The following is a 23,117-nucleotide window of genomic DNA, read 5'->3' as shown; positions in this document are numbered from 1 at the left end:
ATTCTATAAATTCTGAAAATCGTATGAGTTTTTCTATTTCTCGCAAATGATTTTCCACAAATTGTAAAAAATATATTGCATTATGTTAAATATTTCATACAATTCCTATGTTTATTCATAAATTTATCTATTATGATTGCACGGAAAGAATGGTTCGGGCGCCGGAAATATACCGGATGGGGGGTGAGTCCGAAGACATGGCAAGGCTGGGTCTATATAGCATGTGCTGTAGGGATCCTCGTATGAACTCAATCAATCCTTCCGAATGATGATCGTACGAGATCAGTTGTGACGATTGTTTGGGTAGTACTGCTTCTTATCGATGTTCTGCCGCTCATGTTTTCTGTGAAGAAAGATGAGAGGGAGGTACAGGTGGAAGCAATTTCCGAGCGTAATGCTGCATGGTTCATGGTACTCGTACTCACGCTCGGAGTTCTCTATGATGTCATCCATGCTACTATGACTCAGAATATCGCAGAAGTGAATTGGTTCGTGATGGCAGCACTTCTCGGCGGTGCGGTGGTGAAGTCAGTGACGAATTATATCCTCGAACGTGAATAATTATGCAAACCAAAATCAAAGAACTCCGTGCTCGAAAAAATCTCACACAAGAGGAACTCGCACAAGCGGTTGGTGTCACACGGGTGACGATAGCACTCCTCGAGAAAGGCAAGTACAACCCCTCCCTTCGTCTCGCGAAGATGATCTCTCTCGCTCTGGGTGAAGAGATAGATATGATATTCTCTTGGGAGCCAGAGGAACTCATGCCATAAAACAAGAAATAAAAATAGGAAGTGATTTCCTATTTTTTTGTCACGGATTTCCCATACAATAGTCTTAGTTTTTAGGAAGTCTTCTTTTACCGGTAATTTTCTCCTATGATCCTCCAGTCTCTCGCCCAATTCCGTGCAGGGAATCAATCTGCATTCTCGGATATTTATGATGCTTCGTACGATACCGTCTATCGATTCGTCTATCATCGTACGCTCGATACGGTTCTCACAGAGGATATCATCTCGGATATCTATATGAAAGTGCTGAGAAATATTTCTACACTTCGTGCGACGTCCGAGTGAGAATTTTTCTCATGGATTCTCCGAATCGCGTATACAACACTCATCGATACGGTTCGCCGAGAAAAACCGACAGATTCTCTCGAAGATATGATGCATGAGCCAGGTTATGAGAAAAATCATGCTGCCGATATCGATAATCAATCCAAACTTGAAGAAGTGCTGAACTTTATGAACACACTCTCGGAACGCGATCAACTTATTCTCTCGATGCGCGTCTGGGATGAGCTCTCATACGAAGAGATAGCGGCTATCACGGGTGAGAGTGTCGCGAATTGCAAGCAGATCGTCTCGCGGAGTCTCGCGAAAATCAGTGCCAATGTCTCATACCTTTTTATCTTCTCAGTTTTATTGCCCATTCTTTTGTCATTCTCCGTAGGAGAATCCCTTTTTGTCATCGCGAGGCATGAAGCGATCCATGAAAACACATAAAAAATTCCTTTGAGTGACTGGATTGCTTCCCTTGTCGCAATGACAGAAACAATGAGAAAGAGATTCTCGCAAGCGAGAATGACAAAAATGGTATCAGACTTTTAACTTTTATTCTATGCAACCAAATATCCAAACCCTTCTCGAAGAACTCTATCTCCTCGAACCTTCTCTCCGTGAAAAAGAGGATCAGATTGTGCACATTATCGAAAATATGCAGAAAAATCGTCCGAATATCGTGATCAATGAAGAGTTCAAAAACGAACTTCGTGCGAAACTCTTACTCGAACTCCAACCCACTAACCAACAATCCCACCAACCCACTACATGATGGAATTGGTGATGGATTTTTGCTGGACTTTCCACAACGGTTTTCGCGACTTTTGCTGGATATGTTTTGCTCGGTGGGCTCACATTCCAGACGATACCGAGTAAGCCATCTGATGGAACGGTTCTCACTGTGACCACTTCTCCACAGAAGCTCTCCTTCGCTCCGACTATCACAAAAACAGGAGAAAACGGATTCGGAAATACGATTGTACTTTCGCCTACTGCTACACAGCCTCCCAATCCTGAAGCGATTTCTGCTCGAATGGCTGGAATGGGTTGAGTGTCATCATCCAAAATGATGGCAACTGATGCAATCATGCCGGTACAAGATTTTCCATACTATCAGTATAGCTACACTGGAGCACTTCCGACTGTTTCTGGAAGTCTCGTCGTTTATCGGAAAAATATGGTTCCATTCACTTCGAGTGAGACTTCATCATTTCTCGCGGGACTTGCACTCGATGGGATCAATCTCCGTGCCTTCGAGAATTCGAGTGTCACGAATCTTTCATTTTCTGAGAATCGTGACTTCGGTTACATTGTGAATATGGATTTCTCTGTCGGGAATATCAGTATCTACCAGAATTGGGAGAAATGGCCACAACCGAAATGTGATGCGAACGGATGTGAACAGCCAGTGAAATTGACCGAAAAAGATGTTCCATCTGATGACGAGTTCACACGTATCGGTGATGAATTCCTCGCGAAATATGGTATCGATCGCGCACTCTATGGTACGCCGAAAATCGATAACTCATGGAGAATCATGTATGCTCGTGTAATGGCTGAGAATCAGGATGGATATATCCCAGATCAATATACGCTCACATATCCGATTCTTCTCGATGGCAAGAAGCTCTATGAAGAATACGGTGGATACAAGGGAATCTCGCTCAGTATCGATATCCGTACCAAGAAAGTCGTGAGTATGAGTGGTCTCGAGAAACAGAATCTCACGAGTTCTCTCTATTCGAATCTGACAGACACGACTCTCATAGAAAAGATGATACCATTCGGTGGGCGATATGAGTCAAAAGCAGGAGAAAATCAAAAAACAGTGACCGTCAATCTCGGTGATCCAACTATCGAATATATCCATGTCTATGGAGAATGGAAAGATGGAAAATACGATGAATACTATGTTCCAGCATATGTCTTCCCAATGCTCGACAAGCCAGAAGGCTCTTACCTTCAGGATACAGTCACTATTCCACTCGTCGCTGACTTCGCGAAATTCGTTCCGATAACTGATACTCCTGTTGGAGTTCCAACACCATTGATGATGGAGAAAGCGGTGCAGTAAATTGAAAACCGGAGCGTAAAAACTCCGGGGTTTTTTTATCGTTTCATATACTTCGTCTTCTTCTCTGTATCCAGTCTCTCTATCGCATATCTGAGCATTGTGCGTGGCATACGAGTTGCATATTCATCGAGAAACTCACAGAGCTTGTTTTCGCTCACACGTTTCCCAACCTCGCGGAGCATCCATCCGCAGGCCTTGTGCATGAGGTCGTGCGGATGTGAGAGAAATCTTGGCACAATAGAGAATGTGAGTTTCTCATTTCATTTCTTGATCTGGTAGAAGCTCGCGAGGATGATGATACGATTCGTCCAGAGATGAGAACTTGCGATACAATCATCGATGAGCTTCACTCATTCTTCATGAGTGAGAGATTTTTCGATATATGGCCCGACGATATGCTCGGCAGAAGTATCGACGAGATCCCAGTTATTGATATTTTCTCGGTGATTCATATAGAATTCTGCGAGTTGTTTTATCGGATATTTTTCTTTTTTTGCCCAAGCAACGAGTGTGAGTACGCCTGCAAGTCGCTCTTCATGGTATGGAGATTGGAGGAGTATTTCTACTTTTTCGAGATCCATTTCTCCGAGATATTGGTTCACGATTTTCCTTGTATTAGGAACAGGAATTCCGAGAAAAATATCTCATTCCCCGTATTCTCATGGTCACGACTTAAAAAATCGAGCTGAGACTTGTGCATTCTCAGAACTAGCAATAGCGCGAAGTGAGGATTGGATAGGAAGCATAGCAAGATTATTTCGAGAAAATGCTACACACTTTTTCCGCAATAGCAAGAGAAAACCTATCTGGATTTTTAATACTTTCTTGACAAGTTGTATACATTGGGTTAGTATGCAAGTACTTATCATCTAACTTTCATGTATATGTACACAAAACACTTGGTACGAGGTATGGGAGTTCTGGTTCAGGATGGGGTGAAATGGAACAAGGAGAATGATTGAGGTTGAGAGCTAGACCTTCGGTTGCTGACTGTTGCTGAAGCGTCTGCTATGGAATCGAATACTCTCATGGTTCACAATAAAGAAGCAGTAAATGCTACACTCAATAAAAGAAAAAGACCAAAAAAGCCAAGAATATGATCATGGAAACAATGTCCAGGTCGTACAGAATTGTCGCACTAGTTAAAAATCCGCCGAATGGCGGATTTTTTGCGGACTTTCCTAGAACTCTAGTCTGTTGTATTATTTCTGTTTCTTCCCGCCCCACTCGATCGCAGAGAATCCTGTCCGAACGAATGGTGTGAGAACTTGTTCAGGAATGCTTATCAGAGCATCGAGTCCTTCGAAATCCATGAATATGCGTTGGATACTCTCTGGTGTTGGCGTGATAGTGATGGGGGCTGATCTTTGCATTTCTCTATTCCCAAGGAAGCTGATACGATAATATGGTTTGTCCTTCATATTCGGAATCCAATACTCTGTGAAGTCCGAGATTTCTTTCTCATTGAGCCCGAGAAAGGAGAGTTTCTCATCGAGAAAGGAAGCGATATTTTCTTGTTTCACGACAAAGCCGATCGTTGGCTTCGGATAACTGATAACATCTTCCCAGAAAAGGTAAGGGTACGATGACTCATTTTTTGTCATTTCGTCGTGAAGCGGAGAAATCTCTTTTTCTGGCACCTTTGAGGATAATGACTGACTTTCTCTATACGATGATTTTGAAAGGGATTCCTTCGGAATGACAAAAAGAGTTCCATCGGGTTCTGCTATCACATTCCAGCCATTTCCATATTCTGGAATACTCGTGAGAAGTTTTTTCTTCCAGTCGAGCGAGACAGAGATATTTTCGGTTTTCTCAGGATAGAGATAGATGACGGGCTTCGCGGCACAAGCGCTCGGCATGATGGTAGAATATGAGATGAACATGACGAATCTTCCGAATGGATCGCGCCAGAAAAATACTGGAAGTGTTTTTGTGTATGCTTTGAATGTGAGAGGTTTTCTACAATTGGCTCCATTTTCATTATCGAAGCATCATTGCCAATCGAGCTGCTCCATATAGCCATAGTCGTACATCGCGCGCAGGAATGGATGATTTTGGTTTTTGAAGGAGAATATTTCTTCGCGACCGCCAGCAATTCCGATTTTTGTCAGATCGGATTCCTGATAGGTGAAAATCGTTTCTGACGCAGGAATATCGAGAGGAACTTTGTCCTTCCAGACTTCTGGATTATTGCGTCTTTTTTTGTCGAGAATATACATTTCCTCGAAACGGAATTTCCCGTCAGGAATGTTGAAATACGTTCCATCTTTAGTGCCACAACTCGGAGAATCTTGGTAACCATAATCTTTCAAAATCATCCTTTTTCCATCATTTTTCCGGAGATTTATAGTGATGGATTCCTCTGGATTTTTCTGTCCTGCAAAAGGAATAGAGAGTGTATAGAGTGCTACGGTATGATCAGGAAGTTCCATGAAGATGGCATCGGAAGCAAAGAGTCCATGCTGAGATTGTTCGGTCCAGTATTTCTGTTTCGTCGCATCGTCGAGTTTCTCGAAAACCTCGCTCCCACTTGCGGTCGAGAAAAGATTTTGTATGTTCTGATATTCTGTATCACCCCAAGTTTTCACTCCACTTTTTTCGATATAGAGTGGTTTTCCTACCTGTTTCGAGAGATCATCGAGTTTCTGGAGATTTTCTGAAGAGAATGGGATATTCTGGCGACCAATGAAAGTGAGGGTGTAGTTTTTTCTGTCTTTTTTCCACTTGATGGTTGTCGGAATCTCATAGGATTTTCCGATAATTGGGAGGAATTTTGCTTCTTCAAATAGATGAACCGGTTTCTGGAGTTGGCTTTTGAGTCGGAGAATTTTTCCGATTTTTGTGGGAGTATCGAGACGATTCGTTCCTGGAGTATAAGGAATACTCGGGAGAAAATAATATTCGCCATTATAGGCAATGAAATAAAAAGTACTATTTTCGAGTCCATAAAAAGCAGAAGTTCACAATGAAAAGAGTGTACCACTACTATGATCTGTCAGATGAATAGTTCCTAATTCTCGGTAACTTCCAGTGCTTTCTGTGTATGTATCTGCATACGTATCGGATCAAATATGTCTGAAGAATCCGAGCGGATTCATCGTTCTCGGTGCATCATAGAACTCGATGCTTCCTGAGAATCCAGTGAATGATTTTTCTACTTTTTGATATTCCGTCCCCAGATTTTCTATGGATTCTTGGACGGCTTTCTCATGAGCAAGTTGTTCTTCATACGTATAGTTTGGTGCTGGTATTTTCTGTGTCACGAAGTTCGCAATGTGTTCATCGAAAAGATTGCTGAGATGATCGAGCGAGGAATCTGCTGATACGGATGGGATTATCTTTGCTTCTTCATGTGATCTTGGAGAGAAGAGGAAATATCCTCATACAACAAAAAACCCAAGAAATATCGTGATAAAAATGGGTGTGTATTTTTTCATGGTGAAATGATGATGTAAATATTATCTTCCTCGTCCTGCGGCGCGACCTGGACGTTGCTTGTTCGGGGGATTGAAGTTTGTTGCTCATTTTCCGAATCGGCTTCCACCCTGGAATCCAGCTGGCCCGAATCGAGACACTTTCTGTGCTACTGGTGGAATTTTGCTGGTTTCTTCTGTTTTTTCTTCCTCATTTTCAGGAAGCTCTTCATCGAGATTATCTTGTGACATATAGGAATATTTAGGATATGGGAATTATAGAAAAGGAAAGGGAATTTTCAAGTGAAATACGAGTTTTTATTGTCTTCTTCCGCGAGCGCGTCATTTTGCTTTGTAGAGTTTGGATCCTCATTTTCCATATTTGCTCGGTCATTGTGCTCAGATAGAAGAGAAGCTTCTATTGAGTGTCTGCTCTTCTGCGAGTTCTTCTTCGTCTTGGAGATGTGGCGGTTTGATTGGCATAAATCGAAATTGAGTATGGACAGAGTATATGGAAATATGGAGAAAATGGAAGAAAAATCCTCTTAGTAAGAAGAGGATTATGAATTTTTGTATCTATCATTCAATGTACGTATCTGCCCATAGAATTCCCGTAGGAGTGGCACATATTCACGGACCTTCATCTTCAGGGTGACTAGGAGTATTTTCCGTGATTCATCTTTTTCTGTCCTTGCCTGTTCATCATAGGCCATCTCCATATCATGTATGAGCTGAGGACTATGTGTTCTTCATCGTATATACATGAGGAAGAATATATCACCAGCACCGAAAAATGACTCATCTGTCTTGCAGACATCATATCACAGCATAAGTAAGTGTGTGAGGTGTTCGAGGGCATGGTATTCATGGGGGCAAGTTTCGCATCACGGTGCTCGGGTGAATACATAATGCATTGCTGCAACCGATTTCACATTGCAGCCGATTCCTGTACTTGCATAACCCTCTTCCTCTATCGTTCACTGATTTTGTTGGACGAGATCATGGGTTTTGAGAGCATCTTTCTGTACTCATAGGTCTCATATATTTGCAATTTCCATAATTTCATAGATAAGAAATGCTTTCAGGGAATGTATATCGTATATTCTCTTGTGCTTATTGAATTTTCGGATACCTCTCTATTGAGAATGTTTTTGTACAGCAATTGGAGAGTCTGATTTACGAGTTATATTAATTTACAATAGAAAGTCAACTAATTTATATGATTTATTATGAAATACGGAAATTGTAAAGATCACTACTCCTTGTTAATTAAGATTCACTACGGTTTTATCATCATCTCTTTCTCTTTGGATCCAATTTAAGCGAGAAATGACTATTGATGACTATCTATTGCTAACACATAGAGAATTTCTCCATCGAGTTCACAGAGTGCTCGATATTGCTTATTGATACGGAAATACCAAATTCTATCTTCTTTTGGTTCGCGGATTTTCAGATCTACATTCGAGAAATGTCACGCAATGATGAATATTTTCGCTTTCTGGTATTGTTTTTCGAGTTGTCGTTTCACGAGATATTCGAGTGCTTCGGGCGCGATAAATACCTGACGGATTTTTACCATATTAGTAGTTTATGAATGCACTTTTTGAGAGTTTTCTCGCTTTTGTGAGGGATTCCTGAGTCTCAGAAGAGAGTTCGGAAATAGCTATTTCTCCGAACTCGACAGGTTCTTCATATTGGATTACCATGGCGAAATTTTTCCCATGTTTTGTGATGATGACAGGCTCGCGAGGAATGGTATTCATGAGTCGCTCGAAGTTATTCTGGGCTTCGACCGAAGTGATAGTTTGCATATGAAGATTTTAATATATGTCCATTGTATCTATAATAGCTACTTTACAAGTTTTTATGGTTTTTTTATCCCTGATTTATCAGGTTCACCACCAGCTTTATCATCATCTCTTTCTCCTTCGGATCACTCTGGGCAATGAGGAGATTTAGTGGACTTTTCTTCAATTTATCAAGACGAGATTGGTTGATAGAATACCCTTGGACGAGATATTCCTTGAGTCTGGCGGTTGTCCACTGACGGAATTTGATAGCATTTTTGGAATTAGTACGGTAACCAACCGCAAGAATCATATCCAAATTATAGAACATAACTTGGTAGGTTTTTCCATCTTCCGCAGTATGTGCAAATTTTACACATACTCAGTCTGGATCTAGCTCATCAGTATTTAAAACATTGCGAATATGTTTATTTACGACCGTTCTATCGATATCAAATAACTCGGCAATCTGTTCTTGTCGAGCCCAGACGGTATCGGATTTCTGATCCATCTGTATCTGGATTTCTCCATTCTTTCTCTGATAGATGATGATATTATTATTCTCGTTGTTCATATATGAAATACATATGTATACAGTATATACATATGTATAATATTGCAAATGTTTTTCCAGAGAACTATCCAATCCTCTTACTCATCTTCTGGATGATATTGTTCGCACGCTCGATCTCGACAGATTCTGCTAAATGGATGATATCCGAACAGAACTCCTCGGCACGAATGATGGCTTCTGTGAGCTTCGCCTGACCTCCTGGAGCAATAGCGACATAGCTCACACGTGCATCACCCTCGTGTGCTTCACGTCTCACGAGTCCGACCTTCTCCATCGGGAGGAGAAGTCGGGTAATCCCGCTTGCTGTGAGTCCGATTGTATCCGCGAGATCTACGCGACGGAGTCGTCCATCTGGTGCAACCGAGAGTGCATGGAGAATCAGAAAATCTGACCATCCGAGTCCACCGAGCCGAGCATCGAGTCTCCGTGAGAGAACTGTCTCGATACGAGAGAGGGAAATGAAAAATGAAAGAGTCGGGGAAATAGGAGACATAAAAATATACTTAATTAATAGTTGATAGACGAGCAGAACGAGGAAAAGAAGCTTGCTTATTTTCCGAGTGAGCGAAGTCTTCCGAGCGTTTAAAAAACGGCAAGCATTGCCGTTCACGAAGTGAGTAAATGTAATTTACTTTTTAAATGCTTGACAGGTCAAGTATATAGAAAGTGTTTATGAAGTCAAAAAAGAAAAAAAGACCATTTCTGGTCTTCTGGCTTTCTAATGGTGCTGGCTCGTGGAATTGAACCACACTTGCTACCCCTCCTTGTATATCAGTCCGCTATAGTTATTGAAGATTTTGTGCTTTTTGCTAACCTGCAACCAGCGGGGGCGAAGCCAACACTCCATACGTCAATATTAATTAGTTTAATCATAACTTCATAGATATCATTAAATGAGAAATAAATCTTATATAGAAATCATACAAAGACTATAACTGAAACCAATACTTTCGGGAGAACCCCATTTTATGCAGATAGTGATATATGTAAAATTATTTACCTTTACATAATAATGTATTTATATATTCTATGTGTTAGAAGATTCTTAGATTCTTAAAATTTTCTTGTAAATAGAATTCGTTTACTTCTTTATAAAATAATAGGTATGTTTGATTATTTTTTTCCAAAGAATAATATGAAGGAGTGTTTAAATTGTGATGCATCATGTACAAATTGTATTGGTTGTAAAAGTTTACAATGGTGCCACTATTGTGTCTGATCAGGTACTTCATCTGGTTGCCAATATTGTCATCAAATCAATTATTCTAGAGATAGCTTTTATTGTAATAATGTTTCAAATGTTCGTAATTGTCACTATTGTGATGCATGTATTTTTTGCGAAGATTGTTTTTATTGCAGAGGTTTAAAATTTACGAGAAATAATATATTTTGTTACTTCATAGATGGGTATACACCTCAGGGAAAGGAATTTACTAAAGGAGTTGCTTTTCAAGGAAAAGAATTTAGAATTTTTAATAAACAGGTTTCCGAAGATGAGTTTAGGAAGGTAGAAAAAACTATTCATGAGTTAACAAGATTTAATACAGGAGTATATCATATTGACTTTAATTATAATGATTGTTGGTCATGACGTTTTCAGATTGCTTTTGTAAAAATGTGGAAAAAACTTTCCCCAGATGAAAAGCAGGTATTTTATAATATCCCGCATTTTAATTGGGAGTGATTTTCTTATATTACTTGAATTGAAAAAGAATAGTCTATTTTTAGAGAATATAATCAATTATGGTTTTTAAGAAATCATTTGCTATTTCGAAATTCTCTTTTTGTTTATCGAATTTTCAAAACTCTTTAAGTCAATGAAACAAATTATTTCTATATCTGAAAATAATTAATAGCATTCCGAGTATTAATTCATCAGAATTTGAAGTTTCTCACAATAAAACTTTCTTTACAATATCTTCTCGGTCGCTAGTTCGGAAAAATAGCTGATATTTATCTGTAAAAACTCAATTTAAAACATATCGATCCCTGAAATAGGATAGGTGTTTTTCAAATAATTCAATATCCAGAGAATTGCTTCAAATAAATTCAGATGCTTTTGTAACACTGAAACTTTTATTAAACAAAGTATCTTCAAATACGTTCCATAACAAAACAAAATCTTTAAGTGCCATTAGGTCATCTTCTTTAAAAGAAGTTCAAAGTTTCTGATTTAGGAAATCTAGCATATTTTCAGATTTTTATTTTCCATAACTTTAGCAAATCGGACAATGTAGATAAGATTGCTTCGTGCCTCGCAATAACAGAAATTATTCCTCCCCACCCCCCAATTCCAAATACTCGACCGTCCCAAGTTGCGACCCGATAAGTCATTGCATGTCACCATAGAGTCGAGCAGTATTATCGATGACACGAGAGAGTTGTTTCTCACGAGCACTCCACATTTTCTCCATAGCGCGCTTCTCACGGTCGAGATCATCCTTCATCGTCGAAAATGCCTCGACGATATTCTCGATCTTTGCCTTGAATTCTGGAGAGATGAGGTAGTTATAGAGGACTTCCATCTTCTCGTCTTTCCCCTTGAGACTATTGCGTACCTTCGTCATCTCGATGATATGTGCGCGGAGGGCAATCGTGAGTGGGAGGACAGACTCGTAGTCTGTGACCCAGATATCGCGGTAGAGTCCGAATCGGTTCACTCATTCTGGAAGAACGGATGAGACGATGACAGAGACTCCAGCGCCGACACGGAGACGATCTTCTTTGAGTTTTTCTACCCAACCATCAGACCATGCTTTCGTATTCTTCGATTCCCAAGCGATGACACCAACGGACTGACCGAAATCATTGCGGACTTCTTGGATGATATCCGCTCACTTGATGCCTTTCTCCACGTCAGAAATAATGTCGATAGGGAAGCTCTGTTGCAATAATTCCTTCAGCGCATCTTCCTGGATTTCTCCTTGAATCTGCATGCTTCATTGATTCGCCTTGCGGTTCGCATCTTCGACGGCGCGTTGTGTCATCTCGAGTTGTTTCGTGAGTTCAGCGATACGCTTGTCAGATTCGAGCTTCATCTTCTCATTCTCGAACTTGGCACGCTCTTCTGCTTGTTTTCGAGCTTCTTCTTCGACTTTCTTGCGTTCTTCCATTTTTGCCTTCTCGAGTTCGAGCGCTTGATTGCGCTTCATATTTTCGAATTCTTGAGATTGCTTGAGAAATTCCATTTCTTTTTTCTCTGCTTCATCACGCTTTTTTCGCAAATCTTCGAGTTCGACTGCTTGTTTTTGTGCATCTTCTCGGGCTTTTGCTTCCGCCTTCTTCACTTCCTCTTGTGCCCAAGCAAATGCGCGTTTTTTCATGTCAGCTTCTACTTCTGTTTTCATTTTCTCACGCATCTCTTCCATCTCATGTTTCTGGACGTCTGAGAGAGAAAACTGGTGACCGCAATTCGGACAAGTGATGAGATTCGTGTTGGACATAGGGGAAAGTTAGAGATTATTTCTATATTGGAGGAAGGCTTCTATGCAGGGCTCTTCATCATGTATGAGTGGAAGAGTGAGAGCAGTTTCATGATTGAACCATCCATATTCAGTATGCTCATCACTCAGAATGATAGGTTCTCCATGATATTCTGCACAGAAGAGATGATAGATGAGGTGTTTATTATCCCGCTCACGGATGATATAGAATGTTTTCACATATTCGATACTGTCTTTCGAAAGGAGAATTCCTGTTTCTTCTTGCGTCTCACGGATGATTGCTGCTTCGAGAGTTTCTCATGATTCGACCTTCCCACCTGGATCTCACCATGTGGATCATTCGGGTTTATCTGAGTGGCGCTTCAGGAGGAGAAATGAATTGTCTAATGTATAGAGTATACATCATACGATTTCTGGCGCGTCTTGGAAGGCTTCTGTTTTTGTATCGATAATCATATCAGGAATTATTTCCATGAAGTATAACAAAAAAATCCATGGCGTCCATGGATTTTGAAAACTTGTAATAAATAAAAGGCAGGCAGTTTCAATTAGTTCATCTATTCTAAATATTTCTACATCTTCTTGGTCACAGTTTTTCTTCGAACAAGTTCTTTTTTCATGATGTAAATGAAGTAAATAGAGTTCTTTCTATTTAGAGTACTTTGTTATGAAATAGAGAAAATCAGATTGGATACCTTCTTTTTTTATGGAATATGTGCACATTAATTGTAACAGAACAAGTATTTTTCTGCTTGATTTATACGGAGCATCATTATACTTTCTATTGTTAATACAAATTCTTTTGCTGGGCACAATGGATTCATTTAGTATTTATCTTTTTTATATGCTCGAGAAAGCTAAGGAGTGATGGAATAAAAAAAAGAGTATATTTTTCATGATGTATTCTTTTTTTATTGTCACTACGTTCGTTGAAGTCTTACTAACTTCTTTTTATGAAGTTAACGCCTTCTCACTTGCTCCAACAATTCATTCTATTTCAGATTCTGGCAATTGGAATGATCCAGGCGCTTGGTTAGAAGGACGAGTTCCAACTGTTGATGATATTGTTCTCATTACTTGAGATATTTCTATCAATGGAAATATTACCGTTCAAGGTCTTTTAGTTGATTCAATTGGTAGCTTATCTGAAGCAAACGATATTACCATTACTGGTGATATTGAAAATCTTGGAACCATTTCTTGAATTTCACAGATTAATCTTGGGTGAGGTATTATTAATCAAGGCTCTTTTACTATAGGAAACATCACTACTTATGGTACCGGTTCTAGAACTCTCGATTTCCACGATACTACTCTCACTGGAAACCTTTCACTCAATTCAGATATTTCTGTTATCTGAGATCTCAATGTTACTGGCCAGATATCCTTTAATAATGGAAACCGAAATATTTCCCTAGAAGACAATCATGGCATTACTACAGGAGTTGGGTTTTACTATGGTCAGGCAACCGTTTTAGGAGGAATAAATTCTTTTCTTAAGACTCGTGGATATATCTATGCGATGACTATTACCGGTTCCCTTGACTATTTTATTTTCGATGGAAAAGATGGAGACAATCCAGATTCGGAGAAATATCTCTGTCAGTCTACGATTAATGCAAAAAATGTTAACCTCACGGAGGGGTCATATACTTATCTCAATGAAAGTTGTTTCGATACCACTCTTCACACGAATATATTTCACCTCTTTTCTTGATCCACCATAGCAATCTCGAATAGAAAGACACTTACTGTTTCTTGAGATGTGGTGAATGAAGGAAATATTTCTGATGTTGGATCAATGGTGGTAGGGGGAAATATTGAGAATCGTGCCATTTTCTCTATACCAAATCTTTACCTCTTTGGTACCGGTTCTAGAACTCTCGATTTCCACGATACTACTCTCACTGGAAACCTTTCACTCAATTCAGATATTTCTGTTATCTGAGATCTCAATGTTACTGGCCAGATATCCTTTAATAATGGAAACCGAAATATTTCCCTAGAAGACAATCATGGCATTACTACAGGAGTTGGGTTTTACTATGGTCAGGCAACCGTTTTAGGAGGAATAAATTCTTTTCTTAAGACTCGTGGATATATCTATGCGATGACTATTACCGGTTCCCTTGACTATTTTATTTTCGATGGAAAAGATGGAGACAATCCAGATTCGGAGAAATATCTCTGTCAGTCTACGATTAATGCAAAAAATGTTAACCTCACGGAGGGGTCATATACTTATCTCAATGAAAGTTGTTTCGATACCACTCTTCACACGAATATATTTCACCTCTTTTCTTGATCCACCATAGCAATCTCGAATAGAAAGACACTTACTGTTTCTTGAGATGTGGTGAATGAAGGAAATATTTCTGATGTTGGATCAATGGTGGTAGGGGGAAATATTGAGAATCTCTGAACCTGGACAGCTCCAACCTATATTTCCTGGTCTTCCTATCCGGGTGCATCGAATTATAATCTCATCTTCACCCCATGAACCTCAACTGGTATTAGTACGACAAGACTCTTATACTATATCACGGATAAAATCAATGGACAATACTATTGGCAAGTCACTCCAGACAATTGAACTGCTTATCCTCAGAGATGTATTAATATGGGTTGCATAGAGGGATGAACATATATTCCATCTCAACCAAATTCGACACCACTATTTACAGTGCCAACTCTACAAGATGTACTAAAACTCAATGTATACTCAGATGAAAGGCTTCCTCATATTTTTTCTAACACTTCCAATAACACCTCCATTACCACCCAGTCCCAAGATGCCCTCGATCCGGTGAATCTTTCGACAGGAGATTTCACCTACAACAACACTCTCCTTCATCTCGGTGGCAATAGTCTCGACTACGATTTTACTCTTCAGTATCGCTCTCGCTCAGTCTACGACTGACCAGTAGGACAGAATTGGGATCACAACTACAACAAGAAACTCGTAGAAAATACAGGAGGAAGTGTGACCTACTACGATGGAAAATTCGGGAAATATACTTTCGTTGTTTCTGGTTCTGGATTTGCTCACATGGGTGGACTCAATGTTGATCTCGTGAAGTCAGCCAGTGGAACCTACACCATGTTCTTCAATGATGGAACGCAGTATACCTTTGGTGTTAACAACAAGATTGCTACTCTTACCAACAAGTACAACCAATCTCTTGATTTTGCCTACAACAGTTCTGGAGCTCTTACGACTGTCACTGATACTCTCGGTCGCACTATTACCTATACTTATGATACTACTGATCACCTTACGAGCGTTGCAGAATCAGGAGGGAAAAGTGTCACTCTCTCCTACTATGGCAGTGGAGAAACTGATGGCGGACTTCATGATCTGAAAGCTATTACACTCAAGAATGGCAACGATACGAAGACTATTAGCTTCACGTATTACACCAATACGGGAGACAATAATCTTGATCACAATATCCGCAAACTCATTGATTCCAAGAATCAGATCTATGTAGAGAATACCTATGATGCGAATGATCGAGTCATCTCACAGAAATATGGGAACGATGTAGGAAGCTATGTCTACACCCTTGCAGATATCCATGAAGATGATACTCTGACAACCGTTGGAATGGGACAAGTTATCGGAACCTATGTGGTGAAAAATCGGGCTACCAATCGCAATGGAAAAGTGACAGAGTATACCTATGACCGTATGGGAAATGTTCTCTCTCGGACGACTGATCTGGGATCTGGAAATACGGTGACTACTCGCTATACCTACAACGAACTCGGACAACTCATCGAAGAGATTCTTCCGAATGGCAATGGTACAAAATATACCTATGATGCACTTGGCAACAAGAGTATGATTCGCAAGAAAGCAGATATGTCTCACGCAGATGATGATGCTACTGATATTGTGACGACACTCACATACAATGGAGCAAAGAATACACTTTCCAGCGTAGTTGATCCACGTGGGAAAATCACAGAATTCATCTCAGATGCGAATGGAAATATCATAGATATTGTGGAGAAAGATATGAATGGAGCAAGACTCCGTGGTTCTCATTTTGTCTATGATGCTCTCGGTCATCTCACTGAGTCTACCGATGCGAGAGGAATTGTTACCAAGATGACGTATGCAGATGGTCGTCTCATGAGTAAGGCGAGTGGATATGGAACTCCAGATGTTACCACCACGAGCTATACCTATGACATATATGGCAATCCACTCACAGTGACAGATGGTCGCGGGAATACCACGACTCTCACCCATGATGCCTATGATCGTCTCACGAAAACCCTCACTCCAGAAGGGATTATGAGTGAGCTCGTCTACGATGCGAATAACAACAAGACGAAGTCTACTACAACTATTGAAAGTGGGGTACAAGTAGTCGCAGATACCATCTACAATCTCCTCGACAAGCCAACTACTCTCACAGCAGATATCGATGTGAACCAGAGAGCCACGCTCACGTATGCCTATGATGCGAATGAGAATCTCCTCACGACGACCTATCCGAATGGCCAAGTAGAACAGAGAACCTATGATGCCCTGGATCGCCTCACCAAGAAGGAAGTCATCGGAAGTACAACGCATACAACTCTCTATACCTATGATGCGAATGGGAATATCATCACAGAGAATCGAGACGGACAAACATCTACTTTCACCTATGATGGATATGATCGTCTCATCACTTCTCTGGATGCGAATGGTACGAGCACGAGCATCATCTATGATCAGTGAGGTAATATCATCGAGACGAATCAGAAAAATAATACTGGGCTTCTTCTCACAAAAACCGTATATACCTATGATATTCTCGGACGTGTCACGAAGACGAGTCTCTCAGAAGATATCTCACGAGATACACTCTACACCTATGATGCAGGGGACAATCTCCTCACAGAAACTGATGCCAATGGTCATACTACCACTTCTACCTATGATGCACTCGGTCGACTGAAGCTCACGACTCTTGCGAATGGGCTCATATCTGAGAATTTCTATGATGCCAACGGCAACCTCGTAGAAACACAGATAAAAAACGGGGATAAAATCATCACGACTCGGGCAACATATGATAAAGATAATAGAAAAGTAGCGACACTCGATGCTAATGGTAATACTACGAGATATGTCTACAACAAGCTCGGACAAATAATCACTGTCACTGACCCAAGTGGTATACCAACATACTATACCTATGATTATCGTGGAAAGGTGAAAACAGAGACACGAGCAGGGAAGACTATCTCGAAGTCCTATGACACGATGGGCAATCTCACGAGTCTCACGGACGCAAACAACAATACTACAACCTACACTTACAATACCAATAACGAGCTCACACAAGAGTTTCTTCCTGATGGCAACAAGACGAGCTATACCTACGACACAAGAGGAAATATCCATACGAAGACGGATCCGAATGGTACTATCACGACCTACACCTACGACAACCTCGATCGTATCACGAGAAAGGACTATGCTCTTGCTCCAGGAGTAGGAGGAGTGACCTATGAGACTTATGTCTATGATGCGCTCGGTCACCTCACAGCGACCAACAATTCTGACAACAATCAGACGAGCTATACCTATGATACTCTCGGCAATCTCATGAGTGAAACGAGTGGCGGCAAGACAAGTACCTACACGTATGATGCGGTGGGGAACAAGTTCGGAATACATACTCCAAATGGCAGAAATCTCACATATATCTACGACAATCAGAATCGTCTCACAAGCGTACGAGAGGGAACTACTACCATAGCGAGCTATACCTACGACTCCCTCAATCTCATGAGTGAAACACTCGGCAATGGTGTCACGACCAACTATGGATATGATTCTGGCAATCGTCTGGATTCTCTCCAGTCTCCAGCACAATCCAACACTCTCACCTACGATGCCAACTCCAATATCACGAGTAAGGGGATAGAATCCTACACCTACGACTCATACAACCAACTCATCGAGGCGATGTATCGAAATACGAGATTCGGTACAGGTATCCAGGGAAATGCCTACGAATATGATCTCATGGGAAATAGACAGAATGAGCAGAATATCCGTATCATCACCAAGACCAACAAGAAAACAGGAACCACCACAGAAGTCCAGAGAAACAAGATCTGGAACTATACGACCAACTCACTAAATCAATACACAGATATCCTTGCTCAGAGTGGAACAGTTCTCATCAGTACTGGAAATACCACGAATACAGGAATAATGACAAATACTGATACCACGAATACATGAACAACAATCAACACGGGAACAACCGATACAGGAATCACCAGTACAGGAGTCACCAGTACGGGAAGCGTGGATACAGGTACAGGAAAGACATATCTGGATATCGTGAATCTCTCCGAAACAGGAATATCTCTCTCTGGAAGTACGAGTGATTCTGGTATGTCACTTGAGCCTGAGAAAGTGGTCGATACAGGATCGACACTAGCAACACTCACAAGTACAGGAGAATTCTCAACTACAGACTCTACAGATACAGGATCCACAAGTTCTGGAATCACGCTTACTCTCACCTGAGCGACAGATGGAGCTACAGATACGGGCACTATCCTCATTGCCAGTGAAGTTCTCCTCGTAGATTCTGGAACTACTACTGACACCTGAACTCTCACAGATACCTGAGCGACAGATATTCCAGTAGACACCTGAGCTCTCCAGTGACGTCTCCTCTATGACAAAAACGGCAACCTCATCGGAAATACTATCAACAACAAGAGACAATTCGAATATGTGTATGATGCACAAAATAGGCTCATAAATGTCAGTAGGTATAATGAAGTCAACCAGAAGGAAGTATTGATTAGCTTCAGTTATGATGCTCTCGGTCGCAGAACGAGCAAAAGAGTAGTAAATCAACTCACAGAATATATCTACTCAGGAAATGATGTCATAGAGGAAACTCAGAGTAACATCAATGCCACTACAGGAGCGAAGATCAAGAAAGAAAGTAGAGAATATACCTATGGTGCAAGATGAACCGATGATATAGTATCTGTACGATTCAATAAGTACACTCGACAGAATAAACAAGATGTACTCACCACTACAGGAGATTATTACTACGAGAAAGACCACCTCTGAAGCGTAGTTCGCATAACCTCAAGTACATGAGTTACTATAGATGAATATAGCTATACTGTCTTCGGTAAACCGTATCGCAAGAACCTTAACTGACTCTATAAGCCTGTAGCATGAGCAAACGATTCTCCAATAGGAAATACGAGACTCTACACAGGTAGAGAATACGACAAAGAAATCTCTCTCTACTATCTCCGTGCACGTTACTATGATGCTGGACTAGGTAGATTCGTGAGCAGAGATCCTATTGGGATGGAGGATGATGTGAATCTATATAGATATGTGAAGAATAGTCCCATTATGCATACTGACCCAAGTGGATTAACAGAAAAACCATTTCTCTTTACTGTTTGAAGTTTCTTGAGTCGCGGAAATGTTAGCGCAAACATGACGTTATCAATGGATTATATACTGAAACATAAGGAGAATGCCCTAATTATTTATAGTATTATTTATGAAGAACAATCTCACTTAATGCCACCAGTTATTGAAGATTTGTTATGAGGAAATACCTATGGACTCTCTCAAATCAGTATTCATCCAACAAAAAGTGACCGCGAACACTTTGGTTTTTCGGATCTAAATAAAGAAGATTTACTGAATCCAGAAAAACATATTGAGATTATGAATGATAGAATTAATACAATTCGATGAGTTTTGAGTGATAATAATATTGAAATCACACCAGAGTCTATATGAAATGTATGGAATGGATGATATCAATGTGCAGTTCCTGGAGGTGAATGTAGTTCACATGCAATTCAATACGGTAAGAGAGTTCAAGAATATGCAACAGATTCGGCTAGTTATATATCCTTACTAATTAATAATTATGAATAATACCACCAAACTCATAAATAAGATAATAAACTGATTACTGCCAGTCTCATCTATTTACTCATTTCTAGGCTATTTTTTATACTTGATACACTCATTCTCAAATGAATATTATCGTTATATCTATGAAGATGAACGACAATTTAGATTACTCTTCATTATTTCTTGTTTCTTTGTCATTTATTTAGTATCTAATCTATTCTATGCTATTAACGAAAGAAAATTAAATTTGATTTTTACTTTCTGATTCGTGGCTATTGTAGTCAATATTTACATGCTTCTTTATAATCCGTATTATTTTTCCAATTATACGGGATGGATATATTTTTCCTGCTATTTATTACAATTTATATTAAATGCTTGCTCATTAATATTTGTATTTTTTCATTTCAAGAAATAGTTGATTGGTAAATCTATTTTGCTCCATTCAGAGCCAGAACTTTACGACTCATCATCAGACAGATTCCTTCAGAAGGATCCTATCGGTATGAGAGATAACATCAACCTCTACACCTATGTAGCGAACTCTCCAGTGATGTATGTTGACCCATTTGGGAAGGAAAAGAAGTTTGTCCAAGCCCATGATGCTACAACTCTATTAAAGAAAGATATGATGGATATTAGGAGAGATAATTTCTTCCAAAAAGTATCTAAATCAGGATTTTTAGATGACTCATATAATCCAAAGATGAGAAGTGATTATAGGGATATAGCATTTGAACCAATTACTAAAGAAAATTGTGCATGAGAAAGCTATTCTGCAAATTGTGTTGTATATTTTGAATGACAAGAATATAAGCTTGATCAATTGGGTAATATGCTTATATGATATGGTTATACGTATTCATATATGCCAAGTACTTTAATATACTCTGCCTGATTTTCAGTTGAAGTTTTTAAAAATGATTTCAATTTAATTAAGGCAAATATAAATGAAATAGATGACAGACCTTATTATGATAAGGGCATTGAATTGGCAATTAATGAAATTACTTCAACAATTGAAGTATTGATAAAAGTTTTAAATCAAGAATATCCTATAATATTTTAATTCTTTTTATGACTTATTCAAAGAACTTGTTTTTTATATTAAAAACCGCTTTAAAATTTTCTAGCACACATGTGATTATTTTGATATTATTGTTGTGAATCTTTTATTGAATCACAGGTATCCCTTTATATTATGCATATGACTCATGATTAAAATGAATTGAGATATATCTTTTATATTTAATATACTCAGTTATTATCTTTCCGATAAATATATTTATTCTTAATAAGAAAATGAAGGAAGTCCAATACAATAAGAATGTATATCAGATTAAGATATATACAGCATATATCTTATTGTTTCCAGCATTCTTGATAATTATATTGTCTCTTTTATTCGGCATTTTAGTATAAATTAAATCTTATTCTTTTATGACTCTATTTCTAGGATTTGATCTTACCAATTTTCTTATCATATTTGATGCTGTCATTCTCAATACTATAATTAGGTTTATCTCGTATAAGTCTAAAGATAAATTAGTATAGCATGGGTGTATGGATGTAGTTTTGTATTTTATACTTCACCTTTTTCTGTTAACTTCGATAAGAAAGACTTGTTGGTATGGGGGATGTTTGAGTTGATAGTGTAATATTGGACACTATTTTCTCTCGCATCTCTTCCATCTCGTGTTTCTGGACATCGGAGAGAGAAAACTGGTGACCGCAATTCGGACAGGTGATGAGATTTTGGGAGGACATATTAGTTTCTAGGGGTTAATTCGAGAAGTTTAATAACAATTCATATAGCATTATTTATTATTTCTATCTCCTTTGGAGTTGTTCTGGGGGTATCTCATCTTTCAGTTTGTTGATGTCTGAAGTTTATAAAATCAAAAAAAGATTGTAGCCGATCATCATCAGGAATAATACCTTTATTGATTAACTGAGAAATTCTGAGAGAAATTCATCAAAATACGCTTGTTCGACATTTGTAGAGATGATAATTCGGATCTCATGGTTGTAGGATGTTTTCCGGTAATTCAGATAGATAAGCATCTCTATACTCTCTGAATCTTTCTAATTCATTTTTCATAGTTTTATGAGTTGGATGAAGTATAATAAAAAAATCCATGGCGTCCATGGATTTTGAAAAACTGCTGACCGCAATTCGGACAGGTGATGAGATTTTGATGATTAGTCATAGATTTAGTTGATTCAATGAAGTCTGAGGATATCTTCAGCTACTTTGTGGAGTTGCCGACTAGAAAGTGCGTTTGCCGGATGAATAGTATCTTCTAACAATGTCTGAACAACTTCAGGAACAGGAGCTCCATTTCAAGTCGATATTCTAGGACATTGATGTTGTTGACGAGGAAATGGATATCAAGCAACCGCTCGACCTAGAGCTTCAAAAGGTCACATATCAAAAGGTCACATATAAGAAAAGTAATAAAAATATAAACTACTTCAAGTATAACAAAAAAATCCATGGAGTCCATGGATTTTAGAATTTCAAATCTTTTCCTGGGTTCGCGAGACACCAAGCATGGACTGCCTCACATCGATCAATAACTTCTTGGATATTCCCCATATCTCATCTCATTGACGGTCTATTGGGCTGTTCTATTACTGGTAGCTTTGCTAAGATATCATGATGATATCGGCTTCATGAGATTCAAAGATTGATGGATTGATACATATGGGTAATTTTATGAGTTTGTATGAACATATTAATATGTATATATAGAATGTCAAATGCAGTTTTATGTCTTAGGATATGGGGAATGTGAGGATATTCTTTACTCATAAACTTTTTTCGCTATACTT

General features: G+C 39.2%; 21 protein-coding genes. 7 read left to right on the top strand and 14 right to left on the bottom strand.

The genetic code is table 25. From position 1 onward, the window contains the following. Positions 1-132: 132 nt before the first annotated feature. From PHY14_00680 to PHY14_00665, 4 genes are all read left to right on the top strand, one after another. Entirely contained in the window at positions 133-561 is a 429-nt protein-coding gene (locus PHY14_00680) for a hypothetical protein (GenBank protein ID MDD2693429.1), read from the top strand. Positions 562-563: 2 nt separating this feature from the next. Next, positions 564-773 carry a helix-turn-helix transcriptional regulator gene (locus tag PHY14_00675; protein ID MDD2693428.1) on the top strand — a complete coding sequence of 70 codons (210 nt, stop codon included), beginning with the start codon at positions 564-566 and terminating at the stop codon, positions 771-773. Between the two features lie 105 nt (positions 774-878). Next, on the top strand, positions 879-1,505 hold the full coding sequence (locus PHY14_00670; protein ID MDD2693427.1) for a sigma-70 family RNA polymerase sigma factor: 627 nt from the start codon (positions 879-881) through the stop codon (positions 1,503-1,505). Beyond that, positions 1,492-3,135: a hypothetical protein gene (locus PHY14_00665; protein ID MDD2693426.1), complete on the top strand. Its 1,644-nt coding sequence runs from the start codon at positions 1,492-1,494 to the stop codon at positions 3,133-3,135. The genes PHY14_00670 and PHY14_00665 overlap by 14 nt, the downstream gene beginning before the upstream one ends. 35 nt (positions 3,136-3,170) lie before the next feature. Here PHY14_00665 and PHY14_00660 read toward each other — a convergent pair whose 3' ends face one another. Beyond that, positions 3,171-3,881: a DNA alkylation repair protein gene (locus PHY14_00660; GenBank protein ID MDD2693425.1), complete on the bottom strand. Its 711-nt coding sequence runs from the start codon at positions 3,879-3,881 to the stop codon at positions 3,171-3,173. A gap of 138 nt (positions 3,882-4,019) precedes the next feature. Between PHY14_00660 and PHY14_00655 the strand changes: the two genes are divergently transcribed. Beyond that, complete coding sequence (locus tag PHY14_00655) at positions 4,020-4,277, top strand: hypothetical protein (protein MDD2693424.1); 258 nt, start codon at positions 4,020-4,022, stop codon at positions 4,275-4,277. A gap of 60 nt (positions 4,278-4,337) precedes the next feature. Here PHY14_00655 and PHY14_00650 read toward each other — a convergent pair whose 3' ends face one another. The 11 genes from PHY14_00650 to PHY14_00600 all read right to left on the bottom strand — a co-directional run bounded on the left by PHY14_00650 (position 4,338) and on the right by PHY14_00600 (position 12,832). Then, the gene (locus tag PHY14_00650; protein MDD2693423.1) at positions 4,338-6,575 is read right to left on the bottom strand and encodes a hypothetical protein; all 2,238 of its coding nucleotides are present in this window, start codon (positions 6,573-6,575) and stop codon (positions 4,338-4,340) included. Between the two features lie 21 nt (positions 6,576-6,596). Further along, complete coding sequence (locus tag PHY14_00645) at positions 6,597-6,803, bottom strand: hypothetical protein (protein MDD2693422.1); 207 nt, start codon at positions 6,801-6,803, stop codon at positions 6,597-6,599. A 66-nt stretch (positions 6,804-6,869) separates the two neighbouring features. Continuing rightward, positions 6,870-7,034 (bottom strand): hypothetical protein, encoded by a 165-nt coding sequence (locus PHY14_00640; protein ID MDD2693421.1) that lies wholly within the window; start codon positions 7,032-7,034, stop codon positions 6,870-6,872. Positions 7,035-7,111: 77 nt separating this feature from the next. Beyond that, a complete protein-coding gene (locus PHY14_00635; protein MDD2693420.1) occupies positions 7,112-7,609 on the bottom strand; it encodes a hypothetical protein in 498 nt (165 codons plus the stop codon). Between the two features lie 275 nt (positions 7,610-7,884). Next, positions 7,885-8,133 carry a hypothetical protein gene (locus tag PHY14_00630; protein ID MDD2693419.1) on the bottom strand — a complete coding sequence of 83 codons (249 nt, stop codon included), beginning with the start codon at positions 8,131-8,133 and terminating at the stop codon, positions 7,885-7,887. Between the two features lies 1 nt (position 8,134). Further along, positions 8,135-8,365, bottom strand: coding sequence for a type II toxin-antitoxin system prevent-host-death family antitoxin (locus PHY14_00625; GenBank protein ID MDD2693418.1), 231 nt, complete (start codon positions 8,363-8,365; stop codon positions 8,135-8,137). Between the two features lie 64 nt (positions 8,366-8,429). Beyond that, positions 8,430-8,915, bottom strand: coding sequence for a RhuM family protein (rhuM, locus tag PHY14_00620; protein ID MDD2693417.1), 486 nt, complete (start codon positions 8,913-8,915; stop codon positions 8,430-8,432). Between the two features lie 64 nt (positions 8,916-8,979). Then, positions 8,980-9,408: a MarR family transcriptional regulator gene (locus PHY14_00615; protein ID MDD2693416.1), complete on the bottom strand. Its 429-nt coding sequence runs from the start codon at positions 9,406-9,408 to the stop codon at positions 8,980-8,982. Positions 9,409-10,639: 1,231 nt separating this feature from the next. Then, a complete protein-coding gene (locus PHY14_00610; protein MDD2693415.1) occupies positions 10,640-11,104 on the bottom strand; it encodes a hypothetical protein in 465 nt (154 codons plus the stop codon). Positions 11,105-11,185: 81 nt separating this feature from the next. Next, positions 11,186-12,358, bottom strand: coding sequence for a DUF2130 domain-containing protein (locus PHY14_00605; protein MDD2693414.1), 1,173 nt, complete (start codon positions 12,356-12,358; stop codon positions 11,186-11,188). Between the two features lie 9 nt (positions 12,359-12,367). Then, positions 12,368-12,832: an NUDIX hydrolase gene (locus PHY14_00600; GenBank protein ID MDD2693413.1), complete on the bottom strand. Its 465-nt coding sequence runs from the start codon at positions 12,830-12,832 to the stop codon at positions 12,368-12,370. A gap of 421 nt (positions 12,833-13,253) precedes the next feature. On the opposite strand from PHY14_00600, the gene PHY14_00595 reads away from it, so the two are divergent. Beyond that, entirely contained in the window at positions 13,254-20,303 is a 7,050-nt protein-coding gene (locus PHY14_00595; GenBank protein MDD2693412.1) for a DUF6531 domain-containing protein, read from the top strand. Between the two features lie 415 nt (positions 20,304-20,718). Continuing rightward, positions 20,719-21,351 carry a hypothetical protein gene (locus tag PHY14_00590; GenBank protein ID MDD2693411.1) on the top strand — a complete coding sequence of 211 codons (633 nt, stop codon included), beginning with the start codon at positions 20,719-20,721 and terminating at the stop codon, positions 21,349-21,351. Positions 21,352-22,496: 1,145 nt separating this feature from the next. Here the strand turns inward: PHY14_00590 and PHY14_00585 are convergent. Both PHY14_00585 and PHY14_00580 read right to left on the bottom strand, forming a co-directional pair. Continuing rightward, positions 22,497-22,727 (bottom strand): hypothetical protein, encoded by a 231-nt coding sequence (locus PHY14_00585; protein ID MDD2693410.1) that lies wholly within the window; start codon positions 22,725-22,727, stop codon positions 22,497-22,499. 67 nt (positions 22,728-22,794) lie between these two features. Next, complete coding sequence (locus PHY14_00580; protein MDD2693409.1) at positions 22,795-23,019, bottom strand: hypothetical protein; 225 nt, start codon at positions 23,017-23,019, stop codon at positions 22,795-22,797. Between the last annotated feature and the right edge of the window lie 98 nt (positions 23,020-23,117).

It is taken from the genome of Candidatus Gracilibacteria bacterium (assembly GCA_028687475.1).
In the GTDB taxonomy this organism is placed as follows: domain Bacteria; phylum Patescibacteriota; class Gracilibacteria; order BD1-5; family UBA2023; genus STC-74.
This window is presented reverse-complemented; position numbering and strand designations above follow the sequence as displayed.